The following is a 19876-nucleotide window of genomic DNA, read 5'->3' as shown; positions in this document are numbered from 1 at the left end:
CCGAGGCGGGACAGTCGACCTACGCTAGCCGTGTGACCGCATACGTACCCTTTGCTCCGCTACCTCTCGATCAGGAGGACGTCCGGTACGAGCACGGTCCTGACTCGGCACGCAGGCCCGGCGTTCCGCACGGCTTCACCGTCGAGCTGGTCTGGGAGAGCGCGGCATACCCCGGGACCACGCGGAAGGTCTGGATCCACGTGCCCGCCGCCTACAACCCGGCCGAGCCCGCGGGGATCGCCGTCTTCCAGGACGGCTGGTGGTACCTCGACCCCGACGGCGAGGTCCGGGGCGGGATAGTCCTGGACAACCTCGTCCACCGCGGCGACATCCCCGTCACGATCGGGGTGTTCGTCGACCCGGGGGTCTTCGCGAACATCGAGGACCCCGTACGGCGCAAGAACCGCAGTGCCGAGTACGACGCCTTCAACGGCTGGTACGGCGCCTTCCTCCTCGAGGAGATCGTCCCGGAGGTCCGACGGCGGTTCGCGATCACCGACGACCCGGAACGCTGGAGCATCGTTGGCGGCAGCAGCGGCGGGAACTGCGCTCTGACCGTGGCCTGGCACTACCCGGACCGGTTTCGCCGGGTCGCCGGCTTCCTGTCCAGCTTCACGCAGCTACCGGGCGGCAACAACTATCCGGCGCTGATCCACCTGATGCCCCGCAAACCCCTCCGGATCTTCATGCAGGCCGGGCACCGGGACCTGCGCTGGAACCAGCCCGACAACAACTGGCTCGCGGAGAACCTGCGGGTCGCCGCTGCCCTCGCCGAGGCCGACTACGACTTCCGTCTCGTGCTCGGCGACGGCGGGCACAATCCCAACCACACGGGGGTCCTGCTCCCGGACGCGCTGCGGTGGCTGGGGCGTCCGCGCGAGGCTGCTCGTTAGAAGCGGACGGTCACCGGCGGTCTACGTGATGTGAGGTCAGGCGCTCAGCGGCGCGACCGTCAAGGTCCCCGCACCGGCGTCGAGCTCGCACTCGACCCCGAGCGGGACAGACACCGGATTCTCCAGGTGCCCGAGCGGCAGCCCGGCCAGGATGGGCACTCCGAGCGGGCCGAGCCGGTCGCGGAGTACGTCAAGGACCGTCCACTCGCGGTCCTCGTAGTCCTCGAACCCCTCCAGGGCGCCCACCGCGACACCTGAGATCCCGTCGAGAGCGCCGGACATCAGAAGCTGGGTAAGCGCCCGGTCGACCATCCCGAGACCGACCTCCCGGTGAGTCTCCAGCAGCAGGACGTGACCCGCGAGGTCGTTGTCGACGACGCCGACGCCGCGCGCCAGCATCTCCAGATTGCCGCCGGACAGCGGCCCGGAAGCCGTGCCGCTGGTGGTGAGCTCGGCACCGAACCGGCCGCTTTCGCTCCGCACGGGTTCGCCAGGCTCACCGACCAGCAGCCGCCGGACGGTCTCCGCCCGCGTCCCGGCGACGGCACCGTGGACCGACGGAACGCCGGCCAGGTGCCATACCTGGTGCAGCGCGGTGATGTCACTGAACCCGATGACCGGCTTCGGGTCCGCGCGCAGGGCGTCCGTATCGACGTCGGCGAGCAGCCGAAAGCTGCCGCAACCGCCTCGCAGGCACAGGATGGCCCTGACCTCCGGGTCACGGATCGCGGCGTTGAGATCCGCGGCGCGCTCATGATCGCCGCCGGCCAGGTACCCGAGCCGGTCGGTGGCATGCCGGCCGACGCGCGCCCTGAACCCCCACGACTCGACGGTCGCGACGCTCTCTTCCACCCACGGCTCGTCGCTCCAGCTCGCCGGTGAGACGAGCGCGACGACGTCGTCGTGTTCCAGCCTCCGCGGCCGAACCACCGTGGACCGAGGCCGAGGGAGTCGCGACATGCGCGGGACCCTACTGGGCCGACGGCGGTGTCAGGCCGCTAACGTGCCTGCGTGCCCGCAACCGATGCGCCGTCGACCGGCCCTGTTGATCTCACCGCCCTCCGCGAGGCGCTGGAGGCTTCGTGGAGTGCGCGGACGTCCTACGGTGGGGTGTGGGAGGAGGGCAATCCCGCGCTCGGCCAGTGCTATCCGACGGCGCGCGTGGTGCAGCGCTTCCTGCCCCGGAGCCAGATCGTCAAGGGGACCGTGTGGACCGGCGTCCGGCACGAGATCCACTTCTGGTGCGAGCTCGACGTCGGGGAAGCGACGGTCGCGATCGACCTGACCTGGCAGCAGTTCCCGCCCGGATCCGTCGTGACGGCGCGGGAGACCCTCGACCGGAACGACCTCGGAGACAGCCCGGCGACCGTGGCGAGGTGCGACCTCTTACTGCGGGACGTCGAGGCGCACCTCCGTCGGGCCGTCCCCTAGCGTCGATCATTCGCCGAGCGGTACCTCCCGGATCACGTCCCACTCGTACATCCGCTGGTCCCGGTGCATGCGGATCAGCGAGACCTTCGTGTACGTCGCGGTCGACGGCGTTGCCGGCTCGGCTCGGTCAAGGGCTTCACGGATCGGCGCGGCGTCGGCGTCGGCATTGGCGTACGCGACCGAGACATGAGCGCGGAACCCGTCCTCGGGTTCCGGGCACTCGCCGAGCGCGTCGGTGATCCCCGCTCGGATGGCTCGACGCACCTCGGCGAACGCCTCCGGATCGTCCGGCGCCAGGATCACTGCTTCGCTCGTGATGTCAGCACGCTGGTACGACGTCGTGATCGGGGCGAGCGTGCGGAGCCGGTCGGCCACTCGAAGGGTCACGAAATCGAGGGCCGCGATGTTGATGTCCTCGACGTGACCGACGCCCTGCATGGTCATGTGCAGCCACTCGTCCGGGATCGGGTCGAAGGTGTCGATCGCGCTCACGGCGGTGCGGTAGCGCTGTGCGAGGTCGTGCACCCCGGGCTGGTCGTCCTGGGTGATGTGCCAGGCGTAGAACCTGGTGCCGATCCGCCAACCCGGACGCCACCACCAGTGGTCGGTCATGGCGTCGTGATCGGCGAGGTGCGCGCTGTCGTCAGTCATGAGATATCGGACTCCCGTGCGATGAGGTCAGGCTCGACCAGCATGCCGCAAAATGGACGCACAGAGCGTCTGACGTCGCGGGTGATCCTGGCCCTACGCTGTCCGGCATGACCGAGAGCTCAGGCACCGGCGTCGAGGCGCTGCTTCGTGAGGACACGATCCCGCTCGCCGCCAGCACGTTCGTGACGGTGTTCACCGGTGTCGGGCTGGGGCGCGAGCAAGCTCGGAACCGGATCGACAAGGAGCTCGCCCGCCGGTTCGGCAAGCCCCGCGGATCCGACGATCACCACGCCTTCCAGGCCGTCGTTCATCAGCTGGTCCTGGTCTGGGAGCAGGCGCGGATCGCCTCGCGGACACCGCCGGGAGTCCTCCTCCTGCTGCCCGACGGCGCCCGACTGCTCGCGGCCTCGGACCCCGCCGACGAGCTGCGGGCACTGTTCGCGCGATGAAGACCTGGCCGGAGACACCCGCCCGGGCGACGTCACGCGGGAACTGCGCCCACGAACGAGCCCCTGACCAGCGTTCTCGCTGATCAGGGGCTCGATAGTCACTCTGGGTGCGGTAGCGGTGGGGTTGGAGAGGTCGCTTGTACGGCGTTGCACGTGGAACGACACAACCCGGCTGACCTGCACAGATACCCTGATCGCACTCCGACCGGCTTGGATGCGTTGGCACTGGTGCGGACCGCAAACCGGAGCGAAAACGGAGACATTCTGGCGCGTTCGGGGTAGGGCATCGTTCGACTCCCTGCCACGTTCTTCGTCGTCGTGGTGCTGGGTCAAGGCTGGCGCTTGCGCCATCACGCAGTGACGCGGGAGCGGCCTTGACGTGGTGCCGCGTCGATGAAGATCCTCCCAGGACCGGACGTCGTTCCACTGGTGAAATGACTCGCCTACCCGCTCCCCGCTCCTGTCCGACGCCGGATGGTCTGGCTCGCCGGCATGGGGCGGGCGGTTGCTAGGCGGGTGCTCGACGTAGCCGGTTACGGGGCCGGCCGCCGTGACCGTCCGCGAGCTACGGACAGCACGCATGGCACTGAGCGTCGTCGGTTCCAACGGTAGTGTGACGTTGGTGGGCACAGTTCCCGACTGGATCACCGCCATAGCCACGGTCGCCGCCGTGGTGTTCGCGTACTTCGCGGCCCGAGCTGCTGGCCACCAATTAACCGTCCTCCGGCAAGAAGCAGCCGCGCGGGCCCGTGAGGGACGCATGTCGCAGGCTCGGTTGGTGTACTGGACCGAGGAAGGTCCGAAGACCGGACGGTTCGGGTTTCGACTCGTCAATGCAAGCGCCGAGCCCCTCGTGGATGCGGTAGTTCACATCACCGCGCCCAAGGAATCGAAGCTGTTTGCGGACGGAGTAGTGAAGTGTTTCTTGGGTGGGCTACCTCCGACCGGGCCTGAGGGAGTCGCCTTCGATCATGTTGCGGAACAGATGAACAAGGTCGTCGACAAGCTGGCCCTTAAGCGGTCCGAGTCAGACCCCAACCTGCTTTACGGCGGGCACCCCTTCAGAGTCGACCTGATCTTCAAGGATGTTGGCGGACGGCAGTGGCATAGAAGGCAGGACATGTCCCTCACTGAGGTGATGCCCGGGGCCGTTCCGCACATCGACTCCTTCGAGCAAGCCCAGAGCCGACGCCACTAGTTGCCTACCGCCCTGGCCTGGCAGGACTGAGCGAAGCATCGATGTACGCCCCTGCGACGGGATGACGACGAAAGGCAAGACCCGGGATCCAACGTAGCTAGGGATCACCGGATTACACGGCCGAGCCGCAGGTGGGGTGCGATGGGGGTGCGCCCGTAGGCGCCCCCAGGCGCCGGAGGGCGCGGGGGACCCTGTCGCGGGGCCCCGCCGGAGGCGCGGGCCGGCGCGGCGCAGCCGCGCCCTTGATCTCATAGAGGTCAACTCGGCAGTGCGCATCGGTGACGCGGTCAACGAGCTAGGGGCTACGGCGGTCACACCATTTACGCCACGAAGCCCAGCAAGGCGGCCGCGAGGAGGGCGGTCGAACCACCCGTTCCCGGCAGGCGACGGGCGGGCGAGCTGGCAGAAATAGATTGGAAGGTCAGGGCTCGCCCATCCCGCGGACCACAGGTACACCAAGACGTACGGGTGAAACGGGCGGAACATATAGCGCGGCCGGGGCCGATGTAGCTATGGTGCAAGCGGGTCATAGCGGACCGATGTCAACCGATGACGGAACGGACGGTGCAGATGCCTGAATTTGATGCCTCTGCATCCGCCCTTGGGTACATCCACCAATTGCGCTGGGGTCTTCTGGAGTTGCTCCAAAGCGCGCGCGAGGATCAAAGCTTCCGGGTGACGCTGGAAATGCTCGATGATGTCGCAATTGAAGACGAAAATGGCAAGCCCCTCAAGGCGGTCCAACTAAAGCATCACGGTGAACGTTCTACGCTAACCGACATGGGCGTCGATTTCTGGAAAACACTTCGGGTTTGGCTATCTACGCCGCAACTGGCAGATGCCGACGGGCCGCACCTAGTACTTGTGACTACCGCCGACATTGCGGCCGGATCTGCGGGTTCACTTCTCGGTACAGTGAACCGCGATCTGCGTAGAGCCAGCGAATTGCTCACCACGGCAGCGACAGCCTCGACTTCCGACGCCACAAAGACCGGTCGAGCGCTCTGGATCGAGGCGTCGCCCGAAGAGCGCATTGCACTGCTCGCACGCATGCGAATCGTTGGCATGTCACCGCGCATTGAGGCTGTCGACGACGAGGTGCGGCGAGAGATCTCAGCATCGATCTGGCCTCAGCACCTGCCTCTGTTTCTAGACCGTCTCTATGGTTGGTGGGAGTCTGCTTGCATAAAGATGCTCCTCAGTAACCAGAGTGAAACACCGTTATACGTCAGCGGGGGGCAACTTTACGACCAAATTAGAACCATTCGAGATGATTTCACGGCGGACTCCCTGCCCGTGGATCTGGGCCTTGGCGAACTTAGCGATCAGGAAATCGAAGATCATTACTCGAAATGCTTTGTCGAGCAGTTGAAGTGGATCAATGTCCACGGCACCAATCTTAGAAAATCCATCATCGACTACCATCGCGCGTATGCCCAGACGACCAGATGGCTCCAGGATGGCAATCTGGTGGAGGATGATCTGGCAAGGTACGAGCGCGAACTACGCGACGAATGGGCAATGAACTTCGAAGACATGTGCGACCGTCTAGAAGCCGATGGAATCACAGACGATTCTCTGCGGAGACGTGCCGGGCGAGAACTCTTCCAACTCCTTCGTGAATCCACCAATGTCGCAATTCGAAAAGGCTTCTCGGAGTCGTTTCTGCCGCGCGGAACTCGGCATATGATGTCCGATCGTGGTTTCCTGGGGTGGCATCCGGATTTTGAAGGTCGTGTAAAGGCTCTTATCGGCCAGGATGGTGCCTGATGCCCGCAAGCCTCCACAGTCCGGAGAGGAAGCCGGCAATCTCCGCCACCATGCTCAATCCGGCTCTGATTTCGGCCGCGATCGCCTGGGCAGCGACCCGCTATGAACAGGCCGCAAAAGAGGCAATGCCCTGGGAGTATTCATTTATATCTGTGCCCTTGACATTGCACCAGGAGACGAGGCGTGCTCTCCCGAGAAAAGTTACTGCCCATCTCCCGAAATGGATTAATGAACACCCAACACTGATCGCTGGATTCGCGCCCCGTGCGCGTAGGCTGGTTCCACATGTACGCGAAGGCGTTCGGTTTGGACTGCGGACCGGGCTGTTTGTTCTTGTCGATGAGGGCCGAGTGTCTGGCAGAATTCCCGCGCGCGTGAAGCTTGATCGTGATTCCGAAATGGGGGAGATCGTTTCGTCGGCCGCGTTCACCGGCGCCTGGCTTGCGAGGGCGGGAGTGCCTACGCACGTCTTTACAATGTTTGGAGTCATGCCCTGATGCAGCTGGTAAGCGTTTCTCTGTACCACAGAGACGGCCGACGGCGGGATGTTGGATTCCGCACTGGCGGCCTCAATATCATCACCGGTGAATCGAGAACCGGGAAAAGTTCGCTTCTGGCAATTGTGGACTATTGCCTTGGTCGAGACAGCGCTCCGGTTCCCCGAACAGATTGGTTTAGTTCTGTTGCGTGGTACGCGACCGTCTGGGAGTTTGAGGACACGAGTAGGGTCATCCTCGCTCGACCTGCGACAAGATCTGGTCATGGAACCAGTAGCGCGATGATCGAGTTTGGCGGTCCTGACCTCGTCGCACCGGAAATTGGTGATCTTCGCGTTAATACAGACTCCGACAATCTTCGGATCCAGGTAGGTGCACGGATTGGCCTGGGCGATGTTTTGCTAGAGCCGTCAGAATTTTCGACCCGTGGACCGTTTCACGTCGGTCTCGGAGCGGCCTCGGCGTTTTTGTTCCAGAGCCAGCAGGAAATTGGCAACAACGTATCGCTGTTTCATCGCCAGAACGAGGGTGGTATTGCTCAAACGCTCAAAGACACGTTCCCGTTCTTCCTAGGTGCTGTTGACAGCGACCAGGCCACGAAGCGAGCACGGCTGCGGGCAGCCAAGAAGGAGCTCCGTGCGGCTGAGGCGGCTGTAACCGCGGCGGAGTTAGAGGAACAGTCGAGCGATGCCGTGTTGCGAGAGCTCTGGACGGAAGCACGAGCTGTGGGGCTCGCTACGGGCGAGCTCCCTAGGTCAGACGCTGAACTGCGGTTAGCGCTTACGCGTCTGCGATTCGAGCGTGCTGAAGTCGAGGTGGATCGCGATGCGGATGCGCGCATTCAAGATCGGACACGAGCGCTCGAAGCAGAGGAGGCGGACCTTCGAGAAAGACTCGGGATGGCGGTTAACGCGCGTGGCCTGCTGCTTGAACGACAGACTGGCGAGACAGGCTACAGCGACTCCATAGAAATCCAGATCGGAAGACTTGAGAGCTTGGGTCTACTGCCGGCTCACGAAGGCGGCGATGAGGATGTGTGTCCGATCTGCGCTCAGCCGTTGACTACTCCCGATCCGTCCTCCGCCGATCTGAGCGCACGTTTGCGGGAACTCAAATCGGAGCTTGAGAGTGCGCAGGTGGTGCGGCCCCAAGTACAGCGCGCGCTTCGCCAGCTTGATGGCCATATTCGATCGCTGAGGGACGAACTGAACGCGCTGGCGCGAGGGCTACGAGCCGCAGATTCCGCGCGAGTGACTGGCGAGACCGCTGCAATTAGGCAGAACCAGGACTTCGTGCGCGGCCGGTTGGACGCAATCCTTGGACGGACGGCCGAGCGTGATGCTTCGCGGCTTGACGCGTTAAGGGAGCGTCGCGATGAGGCCGCCTCGCGAGCAGCAGCGCTGGGATCAGAACTGGATGAGGCGAGTACGCGCGAGCAGTTGACTTCGAGACTGAACGTTCTGGGCGCGCATCTTCGCGAATACAGTCGCAGGCTGCGCCTTGAAGAGGCCGAGAATGAAATCCGGCTCGATGTTGCGAATCTAACTATCGTGCTCGATACCAGTCGGGGCCCGCTTCCTTTGCGGAATATTGGCAGTGGTGAGAACTGGGTCGGATATCATGTGGCGGCACACTTGGCGCTACATCACTACTTTGTTGAACAGCAACGGCCGGTGCCTAGGTTCCTGATGCTGGACCAGCCAAGTCAGGCGCACTTTCAGTCTGAACAGTTGCCGGACTCTGGTTGGGATGGCGTCGACAAGGACCGTGAGGCAGTACGCAACATGTTTCAACTTTTCCACCAGTTTGCCATGGAGTTCGCGCCGCGTTTTCAGTTGATCGTCGTTGACCACGCACTTTATACAGACACTTGGTTTGCAGATTCTGTTGTGCATAACTGGCGAGGTGATGAGCACCTAATTCCGTTGGACTGGCGGGATTGAGGTTGACCGGGTTGGATGCGACTCCGACTGTCTTTGACCAGAAACCACAAGTGGTCGCCTACTACTGGATCGCGTAGACAGCCGCAGCTTCCGTGTTTCCGTCGCCGTAGTGGTGGCTGATTTCAGCGATAGGCGCGAATCCAAGCCGTTCGTAGAGTCGGATTGCGGCGCGGTCCTTGAGCATGACGTCGAACGCGACTGCCAGCCCTCGGCTCCGCGCGAAGTCCACCGCGGTTTCCATTAAGAGCCGGCCAGCTCCGCTTCCCCGGTGGTCGGGGTCCACGAACAGCCGCACAGGAATAGCCAGGTGGTCAATGCTGTCACCGGTGTGCTTCTGCCAGGCGCCAGCGGCGTCGTCAGCGGGCACAGCGCGCGTGAGGGTGATCTGCCCCATGGGCTTGCTGTCCTCAACAGCCGTCCAGCTTTGCAACTCGCGGTCGTGGCGCAGCCAGCCTTCGGGGTCCGCGACGCCTTCGACGGGGTAGCCGTCCTGCGCGTGCACTCGGACCAGTGCAGCGGCGAGGGCCGGAATGTCTTCGTCGCGACGAGGGCGGATCACGAGGGCCATAGGTCAACCATCCACATCGTCAGTAGTCCACAGGCATGTCGTAGTCGAGTGCCGAGTAGTCGGCGCGCATGCAGAAGTTCGTCACTTCGAACGGCTGCTTGTCGGCGGTCATTCCGGTGTGCCACAGATCGATCATGGGCACGCCCGGCGGTAGGTCGAGCCCCTCGGCCTCTTCTCGTGTGGCCGGCCGCGCAGTGATCTCCTCGCGGATGCTGGCGATGGTGTATCCGAGGTCTTCGAGGTGCCCGTAGAGGGCCCGCTTGCCGAGGTTCTCGGCCTTCGCGAGGGCAGTGCCTTCGGCGATGGACCAAGGAATGAACGTGATGCCGATCTGCATCGGCACCCCGTCCGCGTAGTACCAGTTCTCCCGCCTGACGACGTCGGTCCCCGCCTCGATGCCGAGTCGCTCAGCCACGTCGACATCGGCCGGCACGCGCTCCGCGCTGCGAACGTCCACTCTCGGCGTCTTGCCCTGCGCTCGGGCCTCAGCACCGAACGGACCGTGCCGGGTGACTGCCCGCATCGGCGTCGTGTACCGCAGGCGACCGAACCGCATCCAGCGCGGACGCTCACGGACGAAGTACCCCCGGCCATGCTCGGACCGGACTAAGCCCTCTTGGATCAGTTCCTGGACGGCGGCTCGGGCTGTGTTCCGTGCGCCGTGGTAGGTGGCAGCCAGGACGCGCTCGGAGGGCAGTTTGTCGCCGGCGTTCAACTCGCCGGAGTGGATCGCTTCCCGCAGCGCGGCAGCGATCTCGCGCGCTTCGGCGTTCTCGCCGTGGGGTCGCTGATCAGGCATGAAGCCAACACTAGCGAACTGGTTCAAGCCACCCTCTTGCGTAACTGGCTCAAGCCAGTCTATGGTCTGTGTCACTGGCTTAAGCCAGTTGCCAACCAGCAGGTGACTGAGGAGATGCAGAGATGGCGATGTTCGCTGTGGACAGCAACCGACAGCAGATGATGGCGACCGGCGTGGTGGAGCCGGTCAACGAGTGGATCGAGGTGGACGGCAAGCGTCGTCCGGGCGATGTCCAGGCCCGCGACGAGAACACGGGCGCCCCGCTGTGGGGTGTCGAGGTGGTGTACCAGTCGGTGAACTGGGGCCGGGTCTCCACGGAGTCGGTGAAGGTGACGGTCCCGGCGCGGGAGATGCCCGCCCCGTCGCTGTTCTCCCCGATCAAGTTCGAGGACCTGGTTGCCTCGGTCCGCGTCGACAAGCGCAACAACGGGCTCACCACCTCGTGGGAGGCATCCGGCATCTCCGAGATGGCCGGCGCCAAGACCGCACCCAAGGCGGCTGCCTGATGACGGCGCCCGTGGGGCACCTGCTCGCAGTGCTCCGGGTCCTGGACGGCCTGTGGTCGGTCGGTGCCGTGGGTATCCGACTCGACTCGGGCGCGCTCTACCCGGGCGATGGGTTGAGGCCCGTCGAGGTGCTGGTGCTCGACGTGCACGCCGACGACTTCGCAGGCGCGGAGCGGATTGCCGCGCGTGTGGGTCTGGACCCGGCGGCACAGGCGGTCAAAGTCCTGGGTGGGAGCGCGCCGACATACCTGCGGCGTGACTGGTCAGGCTGGATCGCTGACGACCCACGGATGATCCCGTACTCCGTCCGGGTGACCGCCTATGAACCGGTGGCCGATCACCCCACGCCGACAGGCCCGGGTGCCCGGGATGGGTGGCAGTCGGTGCCGCTGTTCGGTGACGGCATCGACGAGAGCACCGATGACAACCCCGGCGAGTCGAGCAGCTCCGGCGACAGCGTGAAGGCGGCTGCGTGATGAACCTGCCGCGTCACGCATCGGGGGTGGCGGGGGCTTCGGTTCCCGCCCCCTCGGGTCCGGCCCGTCGGGTCCTGACCCTGGTCTCTCGCGCCTCGTGGCTGCTGGCCATGGCCGGCCTGGTCGCGTTCATCGCCGGTGCACTGACCGGCACGGTCTGGCTCGTCGGCGCCGGGACCGCAGGGTTCCTGACCGGAACCGGCCTGCTCTTGCCCGCCGCCCTCGGCCTGGCCCTCCTGCCCCGGACAGGTGGTTCCCAGTGACACGCGCTGATGACCTGGCCATCGCCGCCGACTACCTGATTCAGGCCGTGAACTCGTTGGCCCGTGCGGCACGGGTCCTGAACAGCACAGGAGCACTCGGCGCGGCCGATCAGATCCAAGGCATGCACGACCTGGCCAAGCCCCTACAGGAAGACATCCGCCGCGCGGCTCGCGCCGCACATCGCGTCGAACGGCCCGAGTTCTACGACGCGCGTGGTCGATGGGTCGGCCGGCCGGACGGCAACGGGGGTCGGGGCTGATGCCGAAGCGGTGGGCGTACACAGGCCCGACCGATCCCGCGATGGATGAGGCCGCCAAACGCCGAGACCTGGTCACCACGGCCCGGGACGGCGTCACTCAGATTCACGAGGCGTACGCGCTGCTCGCATTCGGTGGGGCGTACCTGGTCCCCCTGGACGCCGACCTGGCCGAGCGGATCTATCAGGTGCGGGTGCAGCTGCACGCGCTGATCGACGAAGCCGAAGCCCTCGTGCGACCGCATGAGGCCAAGGAAGGGATGACCTGATGGCTCAGAACACGACCAAGAAGATCAACCGTCGAGTGGTCGAGGCGCTGGAGGACGCCGCCAAGTACACCGATGCCGCCTTGGTGCAGTGGTCCCAGGCCCGGAACCGGATCGAGGACGCGTGGGACGCCTCGGGCCTGCACAAGGACCTGGGCGAGGAGTCCTGGGCCGTCTACAACACCATGAGCGCCGCGCGCGGAACGATCCTCACCCGCCTGCGCGCCGAGCGGGACGGGGACGAGTGATGAACCCGGCCGCGAAGTTCCGTGACTACGACGCCCGGGCTCGTGCCCGGATCATTGCCGCGACGACCGGCCGCCCCGGTCGCCTGGGCCTGCTCTGGCGCATCCTCGTCCGCGTCTCGGTGTTCCTGGCCCGCCGGTCATGGGGGTTCACCCGAGCGTGTGGTACCTGGGCCGTCAAGCACCCCGGCGTCCCAGTGGTCGGGCTCGTGCTCGCCTTCCTCTGGCACGGAGCCCTCGTGCTGGCGGAGTGGCGCGGAGACCGCACCACCGGCCCTCTGCTCCTGCTGGTGGCCTCCATGAGCCCGGGCCTGTTCCTTGGCCTGTGGGCTGCCCTCTTCCCGTGGCACTACCGGCGTCGCACGAACGCCTGGGCAATCCGCGGAAGCTGGGCCAAGACCGCCCAGGCGTGCGGGCTCCACCGGCTGGAGAGGGACGGCACAGCCATCGTGTCCCGCCTGCGCAAGGTCATTCACGGACGCGGGTCCGTCACCCTGCGAATCCAGACGTTCGAGGGTCAGACCCTGGACACCATTCGTAGGGCTGCGCCGGCCCTCGCCACGGCGTACTCCGCGCACGGGTACGACACCGCGCAGGTCACCCCGCGCGTCCTGGACCTGGTGCTGTTCACCACTGCGCGCCTTGCTCCCCGCTCGGCGGCACTGCCCAACCCCGACAAGATCACCACCAACGCCGTTCCCGTCGGGCGCACTCGCTCCGGTGATGAGTGCCGCCTGGTCATCCAGGGCCGACACACCTTCGTCGTCGGTGCCTCCGGATCCGGCAAGGGCTCCGTGCTCTGGTCTGTCGTCGGCGGTCTCGCCCCCGCCGTGCACGCCGGCCTGGTCTGCCTGTGGGGCGTGGACCTCAAGAAGGGACTGGAGATCGAGACCGGCCGCGCCCTGTTCGGGCAGGTCGCCTACACCGCCGAGGACGCCGTACGGGTCCTGCGTGCCCTCCTGGCCGTCATTGATAAGCGCGGCGCCGCCATGCGCGGAGTCTCCCGCCTCCACGTGCCGGCTGCCGGTGACCCGCTGCACGTCCTGATCGTGGACGAGCTCTCGGACCTGATGGCCTACGCCGAACCGGACACCCGCCGTGAGGCTGAGCGGCTCATGTCCAAGATCCTTACCCAGGGACGCGCCCTCGGCGTCGTCGTGCTCTCGTGCGGGCAGAACCCCCGTCAGGAAGCTGTGGGCGGCACCCGGTCCCTCTACACCCAACGCATCGCCCTCCGGCTCGACAGCGAGGCCGAAACCGTGATGGTCCTGGAAGGGCTCGCGCCCCTGGGTCCCGCACACACGATCAACCGCAACGACCCCGGCACCGCCTACCTCGTCACCGAGGACGGCACCCCCATGCTGGTCCGGTTCGACTACTGGTCAGACGACCTCATCCGCACCACCGCTCTGCACTACGCCGCCCCCGCCGACACCACAGCTGCACCCATTCCCGACGCTCCCGCCGCGCCGCGCTCTGGGATGGACGCCGCCGAAGCTTGGGCCCGCGCTGGTGGACGCCTCGCCGTCGTCGCCAACTCCGACGACGCACCTGCCGAGGCCGACGTACCGGAGGAAAACCCGGCTCCTCGTCAGCGCAAGCCCCGCGCCCCGCGCAAGCCTCGGGCACCCCGTGCGCCCCGTGCTGCCCGGCCGGCCGCTGCTCCGGCCACAGAGGAGGACTGACGATGAACACCGCACGCCCCGCTCGCACTGCCGGCCCGGTGGCCCGGATCGCCGCCGACTCCCGGCCCGTCCTGATCGTCACGGTCATCACCACCGCGGCCGTCGCCCTGGCGTCGTTCGCCCTCTCGTTCGCCTCGCTACGAGACGCCGCACTCTGGGGCCGTGTCCCCGAAGGGATTGCGTTCCTCGTCCCCGTCGTGATCGATGCCTCCGTGCTCGTCTACGGGCTCGTTGCGCTGGTGCTCCGTTCCCGGGGTCGCTCCTCGGCCTGGGCCTGGACACTGATGCTGCTGTTCACTGTCGTGTCCATCGGCGCCAACGCCGCTCACGCCTACGACGTCGGCCCGCAGCTACGCACGGTCGTCGGCGTGGTCTTGGTCGCCCTCGCGCCCCTATCAGTCCTGACCTCCACCCACGCCCTGGCCTCCCTCGTCGTGACCGACGACCCGACGCCGGCCGTCGAGCCCGAGCACGTCGAAGCTGAGCCCGCCGAAGCGCTGCCGTCGCCGGCCTCGCTGCCGGCTCTCGGACCTGCGCCGGCTGCTGATGAGCCTGCTACTACTCCGGTCCCGGCATCAGCGCCCGTCCCCGTACTGGGTCCGGTCCGGTCGTCACGGACCTCCCGCCGTCGTGGCCCAGTTGAGCAGAACGCGCTGCCGGGTCTGGACCTGCCGGGGGTGACGGCATGAGCACCGACCGCCTGACCGGCGCTGCCTGCGCCCGCCCGGAAAACGTCGGCCTCCCGTGGATCAGCGAGAACGCCGCGCCCGCCGACATGGCTCGCATGTTCGGTGTCTGCGTCGCCTGCCCCATCGCCGCTGCGTGCGCTCGTGAGGCCGTCGAGAAGGAGACCACTGCCGGGTTCTGGGCCGGCGCCGACCGCACACAGTGGCGTGAGGTGTCCAGGGCCGACCTGTTCGCCGAACTGTCAGACGACACCGCGCCCGTGCCGGTGCAGGGAACGCTGCCCCTCGACCTGCCCGGTCTCGACACGACTGCCGATGTTGTGGAGGTAGCTGCCTGATGGTCTCGTTCCGCACCACCCTCGACACGCACGCCGTGGGCCTCGACGTCGAGGATGCCGCCCGCCAGGCGCGCGAACTTGCCCGTGCTGGTGCTGAGGCCAACGGGGTCTGCACCTCGCCCGTGGTGCGGTCCGTGTTCGACCGCGAGATCGGTACTACGCACATCGTGCCGATCCCGTGCGGCTCCACCCGCGAGTCCAAGTGCAAGGCGTGCGCCGAGAAGGCTCGCCGGCTTCGGATGCACCAGTGCCGCGAGGGCTGGCACCGCGACGACGAACCCGACGTGCCCCCGGCACCGACTGCGGCACCTGACGAGGACGACGACGAGAAGGAGGACGAGCCGGCTCCTGAGCGGGTGACTCGCTCGACTCGTCGTCGTCCCGATGTCCCGGACCTGCCCACGCAGAAGATGACCAGCGGCACCCTCGGTCGCACGTTCACCGATCCCCGCACAGGCCAGACCTTCCGGCCCTCGATGTTCCTCACTCTGACGCTCGGCTCGTACGGCGACATCGGCCGCCGTCGCCGCGCTGACGGCAAGTGGGAATCCACCGGGGTTCCGGCCAACCCCCGCACCTACGACTACCGCAAGGCAGCGCTGGACGCCCTGATGTTCTCGCGCGTCGTGGACCGGTTCATGCAGAACCTGCGTCGCTGCGCGGGCTACACGGTCCAATACTTCGCCGCCGTCGAGCCGCAGAAGCGCCTCGCGCCGCACCTGCACGCCGCGATCCGGGGCACCATCCCGCGCGCGATCGTGAAGCAGGTCGCCGCCGCTACCTACTTCGCCGCCTGGTGGCCGCCGTGCACCGACGCCAATGTCGTCTACGGCGAGCACACCGAACCGCCCGTGTGGGGATGAGGAGACCGCGAACTACCTCGACCCGCACACGGGTGAGGTGCTGCCGACGTGGAAGGAAGCCACCTCGCAGTTGCAAGACCCCGCGCACGTGGTCCGGCTCGGCAAGCAGGTGGACATCAAGGGCCTCCTGGGTGGCACGCCGGACTCTGACCGTGCGGTGCGCTACCTCTGCAAGTACCTCACCAAGTCCATCTCCGGCACCTACGCCGCCGGAGACGACGACGCCGACACCGCCGCCCGGGTCGCCTACGACAAGCACATAGACCGGCTGCACGCTCACGTGAAGGTCCTGCCCTGCGGCCCCGACTGCGCGAACTGGCTCCGGTACGGCGTCCAGCCCAAGAGCCCCACGCCTGGCATGAAGCCCGGTGGGTGCCTGTCTCCAGCGCACGACCGGGAAAACCTCGGTCTCGGCGGTCGCCGTGTCCTGGTCTCGCGCGGGTGGTCGGGCAAGACCCTCACGCAGCACCGGGCCGACCGTGCCGCCGTCGTCCGCCAGGCCCTGGAAGCCGCGGGCATCGAGCACGACGACGCCGACCGCCTCTCGACCACCCAAGAGACCAGCGATGGGCACGCCCGCTACGTCTGGCGCGAGCCCGAAGCCGGGTCCTACACGTACGCGGCTGTGATCGCCGCGAGCCTGCAAGAGACCTTGCGCCGGCGTGGTCAGTACGACGCTGCGAAACAAGTCCTCGGCCTGGCCCCACCTGGGTCAACAGGGCCTGTGGATAGCCGTTCGGCAACCGCCGCAACATCAGCCGCGCACGCGGCCTGACGAAGGGGATGTCATGGGTAGCAACGACAACGTGAGGTCGATCGGCGCCGCATCTTCGCGCCGGCTGATGACGCCGGACGAACTGGCGGAGTACCTGGGTGTGACGCTGCACTGCGTCTACGCCTGGTCGAGCCGTGGCGGCGGGCCGAAGGTGCTTCGTGTCGGGGCACGGCTGCGGTATCGCCCGGCCGAGGTTGAGGCGTGGCTGGACAGCGTCACCGACACCCGGAAGGCGGGCTGACCATGGGAGGACGAGAGGCCCTGGAACCTGGTCGATGGGGCCACATCAGCAGCGTGGAGATCAAGCCCGGCAAGTGGGTGGCGCAGGCGCGGTTCCGCGATTTCGCGGGGCACTATCACCGTCCCCAGGCTCGTGGGGCGTCGGCGCCGAAGGCTGAACGCGCGTTGGAGGACAAGCTCCACAACATGCGTGACGCGGGGCTGGTCGGCGGGGCAACGGCGGTCGAGCCAGAGACGTCGATGTCGGATGTCTTTGACCAGTGGGTCCGCGAGAAACGTGCTGAGGGTCAGGTGGCCTCGCAGTCGCTCAACACCTACGTAGCCACGCTGGACCGTGAACTGCGGCCGGCTCTTGGCGCCTTGCGGGTGCGGGAGGTGACGCCTGTCGCGGTGAACCGGGTCCTGATGGCGCTGAGCGCTGCCGGCAAGCACGACACCGCCCGCCAGACCCGCAACGTCCTCTCGCAGGTCATGATGATGTGCGTCCGGTACGGCGCCGCACCGTTCAACCCTGTTCGCGATGCCGTGACCGTTCGCAAGCCTCGGCGGGCTGAGGTGCACACGCTCGAACTGGACGACATCGTGAAGCTGCGGGCCGCCGTCCGGAGTTGGGAGAGCCGTCCCCCGGCCACTCGTGGCAAGCGGAGCATCACACTCCTGCCCCAGATCGTGGACACGATGATCGGTACGGGCCTGCGGATCGGTGAGTGCCTGGCCCTGCGGCAAACGGACCTCGACCTGGATGCGGAGGTGCCGACGCTCACCGTGACCGGCACGGTGGTCCGGGTCGAGGAGACAACGCCAGCGGGCGTCGTCAAGGGCCGGCTGGCACGACAGCCCAAGCCGAAGTCGGACACTTCCCGACGCACGATCACGCTGCCGGACTTCGTGGTCACGGCTCTCCGAGAGGCGATCGGCCTGGGCCTCGACGGTGGGCCGGACAAACTCGTGTTCCCCTCGACGGAGGGCACGCCCCGCTCCCCCGGCCGTGTTCGTGAGCAGCTGCGCCAGGCTCGCGAGGGAACGGGAATCACCGTGACGCCGCACGACTTCCGCCGGACGATCGCAACGCGGGTCGCGAATGAGACGACCATCGCGAACGCGACGGCGCTGCTCGGCCACGCTGACGAAGGAACCACCGTGCGGCACTATGTGAGGCGGACGCACATCGCCCCGGACCTGCGGATCGTCATCGATCAGCTCGTCCAACAGGCAGAGGCCGAAGCCGACCCGGAAGCCAATCCGGAGTGAAAACGGAGTGCCCGGCATGACGAAGGCCCCCAGATCCGCAGAGTTACGCGGTTGGGGGCCTTCAGGGTGCGGTAGCGGTGGGATTTGAACCCACGGTGGACTTTCACCCACACACGCTTTCGAGGCGTGCTCCTTAGGCCGCTCGGACACGCTACCTTTACCCGCCGCTACAGCAGCGGGCCGTAGCAGGATACCCGGTCGAAGCCCTGTTCCACGAATCGACTCCGGCGCCCCACGCACACAGTGACCAGCGTCTCCCCCAGCCGACGACCGTCCGACGACCGGAACCGCCAGATCCTCCGGACGCGTCGCATCATCCGGCGACCCGGGCCCGACCGTAGAGTGGTCTCATGGCGACGACCGCTGACGCAGAACCTCTTTCCGACACCGCGGCTGATGCTGCGGTGGACGGAGCGGACGACCCGTCAGACGCCAAGGCGGGCGACCTCGTGGAGCGCACGGCAGCCTCGATCCGCACCTGGATCATCACGGGCAAGGCCCGCCCGGGCGAACGCCTCTCGGAGAAGGCGGTCGCCGAGACCCTCGCGGTCTCGCGCAACACGCTGCGCGAGGCCTTCCGGGTGCTCACGCACGAGAACCTGCTCGTCCGGCGCCCGCATGCCGGGGTCATGGTGGCCATCCCCACGCTGGCGTCGATCCTCGACATCTATCGCGTACGCCGCATGATCGAGGGCCAGGCCCTGCGCGGCGCGCTGCCCGGGCACCCGGCCACCGAGATCATGCGCAAGGCCGTCGAGAGCGCGGAACGCGCCCGCGACGAGAAGGACTGGCGCACGGCCGGCACGGCCAACATGGAGTTCCACCGGGGGATCGTCGCGCTCTGCGACAGCGAGCACCTCGACCGGCTCTACGCCACTGTCTCCGCCGAGCTGCGTCTCGCGTTCGGCCTCCTCGCCAACCCGGAGTACCTGCACGCCCCCTACGTGGCGCGCAACGCACGCATCCTGGAGATGACCCTCGCCGGGAACAGCGCGGCAGCAGCAGCGGAGCTCGACGAGTACCTCGTCCAGTCGGAGCGGACGGTCGCGGCGGCGTACTCCCGGCGCACACCCGGCGACCTTGCCTGACGCCACGGCAGCAAGACGTGTCACTCAGAGTGGACATTGTCGACCGAGAGCAACACATCCCGCTCAATATCAGCTTCCCCGGAGCACGTGGCGTATCCCGCCCCTCCGCCGCGCCAACAGCCCACGCACCGCCTCACCGCACCGGCAGCACCGCCAGCAGCTCCTCGAGCTGCGCTCTCGTGTTGGCGACATAACCGCCCCGCAGCCGCATCGCCGCGTCCCACACCTCACGCTCCCCCGCCGACTGCCGCTCCAGCACGCTCATGTTCTCGGTGAGGTCCAGCCGCCGGTTGAAGCCCTGGACCGTGTCGCGCCAGCGGTGCAGCGCGGTCACCAGCACGGTGTCCCGACGCCGGTCGAGCGCCCCCGAGACGAGCGCCGCGTCGACGGCGGAGACAGCGAGCCGCGCGAAGACGGCTCGCGGCCGGTCGTCCGTCGTCCGCGCGAACTCGTTGTCGGCGAGCACCGCCCGGTTGCGCTCCAGCTCGCGCCGGACCGCCGCGAGCACCTGAGCGTGTCGTTCCGCCTCGCTGCTCAGCCGCTCGACGATCAGCCCCGTCATACCCGCGATGAGGGTCAGCGAGTTGACGGCCGGTTCCCAGCGCGGCTCTCCGGGAAGCGCGAACCACAGCACACCCAGCACGAAGGCGGTGGCCAGCAGGACGTAGGTGACCGTAGCGACGGTGGTGCGCGCGACGGTGACGTGCCGCTCGACCAGCCGCCCCAGGCCTGGCACGG

Annotated in this window: 26 protein-coding genes and 1 tRNA gene; 21 read left to right on the top strand and 6 right to left on the bottom strand. The window is 66.8% G+C overall.

Annotated features, from left to right (window positions below):
- The first annotated feature begins 32 nt into the window (after positions 1-32).
- Positions 33-893: an alpha/beta hydrolase gene (locus ACFWE2_RS05455; RefSeq protein WP_377223197.1), complete on the top strand. Its 861-nt coding sequence runs from the start codon at positions 33-35 to the stop codon at positions 891-893.
- Positions 894-929: 36 nt separating this feature from the next.
- On the opposite strand, the gene ACFWE2_RS05450 is transcribed toward ACFWE2_RS05455, so the two are convergent.
- On the bottom strand, positions 930-1853 hold the full coding sequence (locus ACFWE2_RS05450; protein WP_377223196.1) for an LD-carboxypeptidase: 924 nt from the start codon (positions 1851-1853) through the stop codon (positions 930-932).
- Positions 1854-1904: 51 nt separating this feature from the next.
- Here ACFWE2_RS05450 and ACFWE2_RS05445 point away from each other — a divergent pair, with 51 nt between their 5' ends.
- Positions 1905-2324: a hypothetical protein gene (locus tag ACFWE2_RS05445; RefSeq protein ID WP_377223195.1), complete on the top strand. Its 420-nt coding sequence runs from the start codon at positions 1905-1907 to the stop codon at positions 2322-2324.
- Between the two features lie 6 nt (positions 2325-2330).
- Here the strand turns inward: ACFWE2_RS05445 and ACFWE2_RS05440 are convergent, their stop codons facing one another.
- Positions 2331-2975, bottom strand: a complete 645-nt coding sequence (locus ACFWE2_RS05440) for a 2'-5' RNA ligase family protein (protein WP_377223194.1) — start codon at positions 2973-2975, stop codon at positions 2331-2333.
- A gap of 107 nt (positions 2976-3082) precedes the next feature.
- On the opposite strand from ACFWE2_RS05440, the gene ACFWE2_RS05435 reads away from it, so the two are divergent.
- From ACFWE2_RS05435 to ACFWE2_RS05415, 5 genes are all read left to right on the top strand, one after another.
- A complete protein-coding gene (locus ACFWE2_RS05435) occupies positions 3083-3424 on the top strand; it encodes a hypothetical protein (RefSeq protein ID WP_377223193.1) in 342 nt (113 codons plus the stop codon).
- Between the two features lie 580 nt (positions 3425-4004).
- Positions 4005-4622 carry a hypothetical protein gene (locus ACFWE2_RS05430; RefSeq protein WP_377223192.1) on the top strand — a complete coding sequence of 206 codons (618 nt, stop codon included), beginning with the start codon at positions 4005-4007 and terminating at the stop codon, positions 4620-4622.
- Positions 4623-5171: 549 nt separating this feature from the next.
- Entirely contained in the window at positions 5172-6392 is a 1221-nt protein-coding gene (locus ACFWE2_RS05425; protein WP_377223191.1) for an ABC-three component system protein, read from the top strand.
- Positions 6392-6889, top strand: coding sequence for a three component ABC system middle component (locus tag ACFWE2_RS05420; RefSeq protein WP_377223190.1), 498 nt, complete (start codon positions 6392-6394; stop codon positions 6887-6889). Before ACFWE2_RS05425 ends, ACFWE2_RS05420 begins: the two co-directional genes overlap by 1 nt.
- A 281-nt stretch (positions 6890-7170) precedes the next feature.
- Complete coding sequence (locus ACFWE2_RS05415; protein WP_377223189.1) at positions 7171-8832, top strand: DUF3732 domain-containing protein; 1662 nt, start codon at positions 7171-7173, stop codon at positions 8830-8832.
- A gap of 61 nt (positions 8833-8893) precedes the next feature.
- Here the strand turns inward: ACFWE2_RS05415 and ACFWE2_RS05410 are convergent, their stop codons facing one another.
- Positions 8894-9400, bottom strand: coding sequence for a GNAT family N-acetyltransferase (locus ACFWE2_RS05410; protein WP_377223188.1), 507 nt, complete (start codon positions 9398-9400; stop codon positions 8894-8896).
- A 19-nt stretch (positions 9401-9419) separates the two neighbouring features.
- Positions 9420-10199 carry a GntR family transcriptional regulator gene (locus ACFWE2_RS05405; protein ID WP_377223187.1) on the bottom strand — a complete coding sequence of 260 codons (780 nt, stop codon included), beginning with the start codon at positions 10197-10199 and terminating at the stop codon, positions 9420-9422.
- A gap of 122 nt (positions 10200-10321) precedes the next feature.
- Between ACFWE2_RS05405 and ACFWE2_RS05400 the strand changes: the two genes are divergently transcribed.
- Genes ACFWE2_RS05400 through ACFWE2_RS05340 form a run of 13 tightly spaced genes read left to right on the top strand, consistent with a single transcriptional unit; the run spans position 10322 to position 18050 of the window.
- Positions 10322-10705, top strand: coding sequence for a hypothetical protein (locus ACFWE2_RS05400; RefSeq protein ID WP_377223186.1), 384 nt, complete (start codon positions 10322-10324; stop codon positions 10703-10705).
- Complete coding sequence (locus ACFWE2_RS05395) at positions 10705-11181, top strand: hypothetical protein (RefSeq protein WP_377223185.1); 477 nt, start codon at positions 10705-10707, stop codon at positions 11179-11181. Before ACFWE2_RS05400 ends, ACFWE2_RS05395 begins: the two co-directional genes overlap by 1 nt.
- Complete coding sequence (locus ACFWE2_RS05390) at positions 11181-11444, top strand: hypothetical protein (protein WP_377223184.1); 264 nt, start codon at positions 11181-11183, stop codon at positions 11442-11444. Before ACFWE2_RS05395 ends, ACFWE2_RS05390 begins: the two co-directional genes overlap by 1 nt.
- On the top strand, positions 11441-11704 hold the full coding sequence (locus ACFWE2_RS05385) for a hypothetical protein (RefSeq protein ID WP_377223183.1): 264 nt from the start codon (positions 11441-11443) through the stop codon (positions 11702-11704). The genes ACFWE2_RS05390 and ACFWE2_RS05385 overlap by 4 nt, the downstream gene beginning before the upstream one ends.
- Before the next feature lie 41 nt (positions 11705-11745).
- Positions 11746-11970, top strand: a complete 225-nt coding sequence (locus tag ACFWE2_RS05380) for a hypothetical protein (RefSeq protein WP_377223182.1) — start codon at positions 11746-11748, stop codon at positions 11968-11970.
- Positions 11970-12215: a hypothetical protein gene (locus tag ACFWE2_RS05375; protein WP_377223181.1), complete on the top strand. Its 246-nt coding sequence runs from the start codon at positions 11970-11972 to the stop codon at positions 12213-12215. The genes ACFWE2_RS05380 and ACFWE2_RS05375 overlap by 1 nt, the downstream gene beginning before the upstream one ends.
- Complete coding sequence (locus tag ACFWE2_RS05370; protein ID WP_377223180.1) at positions 12215-13897, top strand: FtsK/SpoIIIE domain-containing protein; 1683 nt, start codon at positions 12215-12217, stop codon at positions 13895-13897. Before ACFWE2_RS05375 ends, ACFWE2_RS05370 begins: the two co-directional genes overlap by 1 nt.
- Positions 13898-13899: 2 nt before the next feature.
- Positions 13900-14586 (top strand): DUF2637 domain-containing protein, encoded by a 687-nt coding sequence (locus tag ACFWE2_RS05365; RefSeq protein ID WP_377223179.1) that lies wholly within the window; start codon positions 13900-13902, stop codon positions 14584-14586.
- Positions 14583-14921 carry a WhiB family transcriptional regulator gene (locus ACFWE2_RS05360; RefSeq protein ID WP_377223178.1) on the top strand — a complete coding sequence of 113 codons (339 nt, stop codon included), beginning with the start codon at positions 14583-14585 and terminating at the stop codon, positions 14919-14921. The genes ACFWE2_RS05365 and ACFWE2_RS05360 overlap by 4 nt, the downstream gene beginning before the upstream one ends.
- On the top strand, positions 14921-15784 hold the full coding sequence (locus ACFWE2_RS05355) for a replication initiator (protein WP_377223177.1): 864 nt from the start codon (positions 14921-14923) through the stop codon (positions 15782-15784). The genes ACFWE2_RS05360 and ACFWE2_RS05355 overlap by 1 nt, the downstream gene beginning before the upstream one ends.
- Positions 15741-16559, top strand: coding sequence for a replication initiator (locus tag ACFWE2_RS05350; protein ID WP_377223176.1), 819 nt, complete (start codon positions 15741-15743; stop codon positions 16557-16559). Before ACFWE2_RS05355 ends, ACFWE2_RS05350 begins: the two co-directional genes overlap by 44 nt.
- A 13-nt stretch (positions 16560-16572) precedes the next feature.
- On the top strand, positions 16573-16800 hold the full coding sequence (locus tag ACFWE2_RS05345) for a helix-turn-helix transcriptional regulator (RefSeq protein WP_377223175.1): 228 nt from the start codon (positions 16573-16575) through the stop codon (positions 16798-16800).
- 53 nt (positions 16801-16853) lie between these two features.
- Positions 16854-18050: a tyrosine-type recombinase/integrase gene (locus tag ACFWE2_RS05340; RefSeq protein ID WP_377223174.1), complete on the top strand. Its 1197-nt coding sequence runs from the start codon at positions 16854-16856 to the stop codon at positions 18048-18050.
- 69 nt (positions 18051-18119) lie between these two features.
- Here ACFWE2_RS05340 and ACFWE2_RS05335 read toward each other — a convergent pair.
- Positions 18120-18206 (bottom strand) — tRNA-Ser (locus ACFWE2_RS05335).
- 194 nt (positions 18207-18400) lie between these two features.
- On the opposite strand from ACFWE2_RS05335, the gene ACFWE2_RS05330 reads away from it, so the two are divergent.
- Entirely contained in the window at positions 18401-19138 is a 738-nt protein-coding gene (locus ACFWE2_RS05330) for a GntR family transcriptional regulator (RefSeq protein WP_377223173.1), read from the top strand.
- Positions 19139-19271: 133 nt separating this feature from the next.
- Here ACFWE2_RS05330 and ACFWE2_RS05325 read toward each other — a convergent pair whose 3' ends face one another.
- Entirely contained in the window at positions 19272-19874 is a 603-nt protein-coding gene (locus ACFWE2_RS05325; protein ID WP_377223172.1) for a hypothetical protein, read from the bottom strand.
- Between the last annotated feature and the right edge of the window lie 2 nt (positions 19875-19876).

Source organism: Promicromonospora sp. NPDC060271, from assembly GCF_042726755.1.
In the GTDB taxonomy this organism is placed as follows: domain Bacteria; phylum Actinomycetota; class Actinomycetes; order Actinomycetales; family Cellulomonadaceae; genus Promicromonospora.
This window is presented reverse-complemented; position numbering and strand designations above follow the sequence as displayed.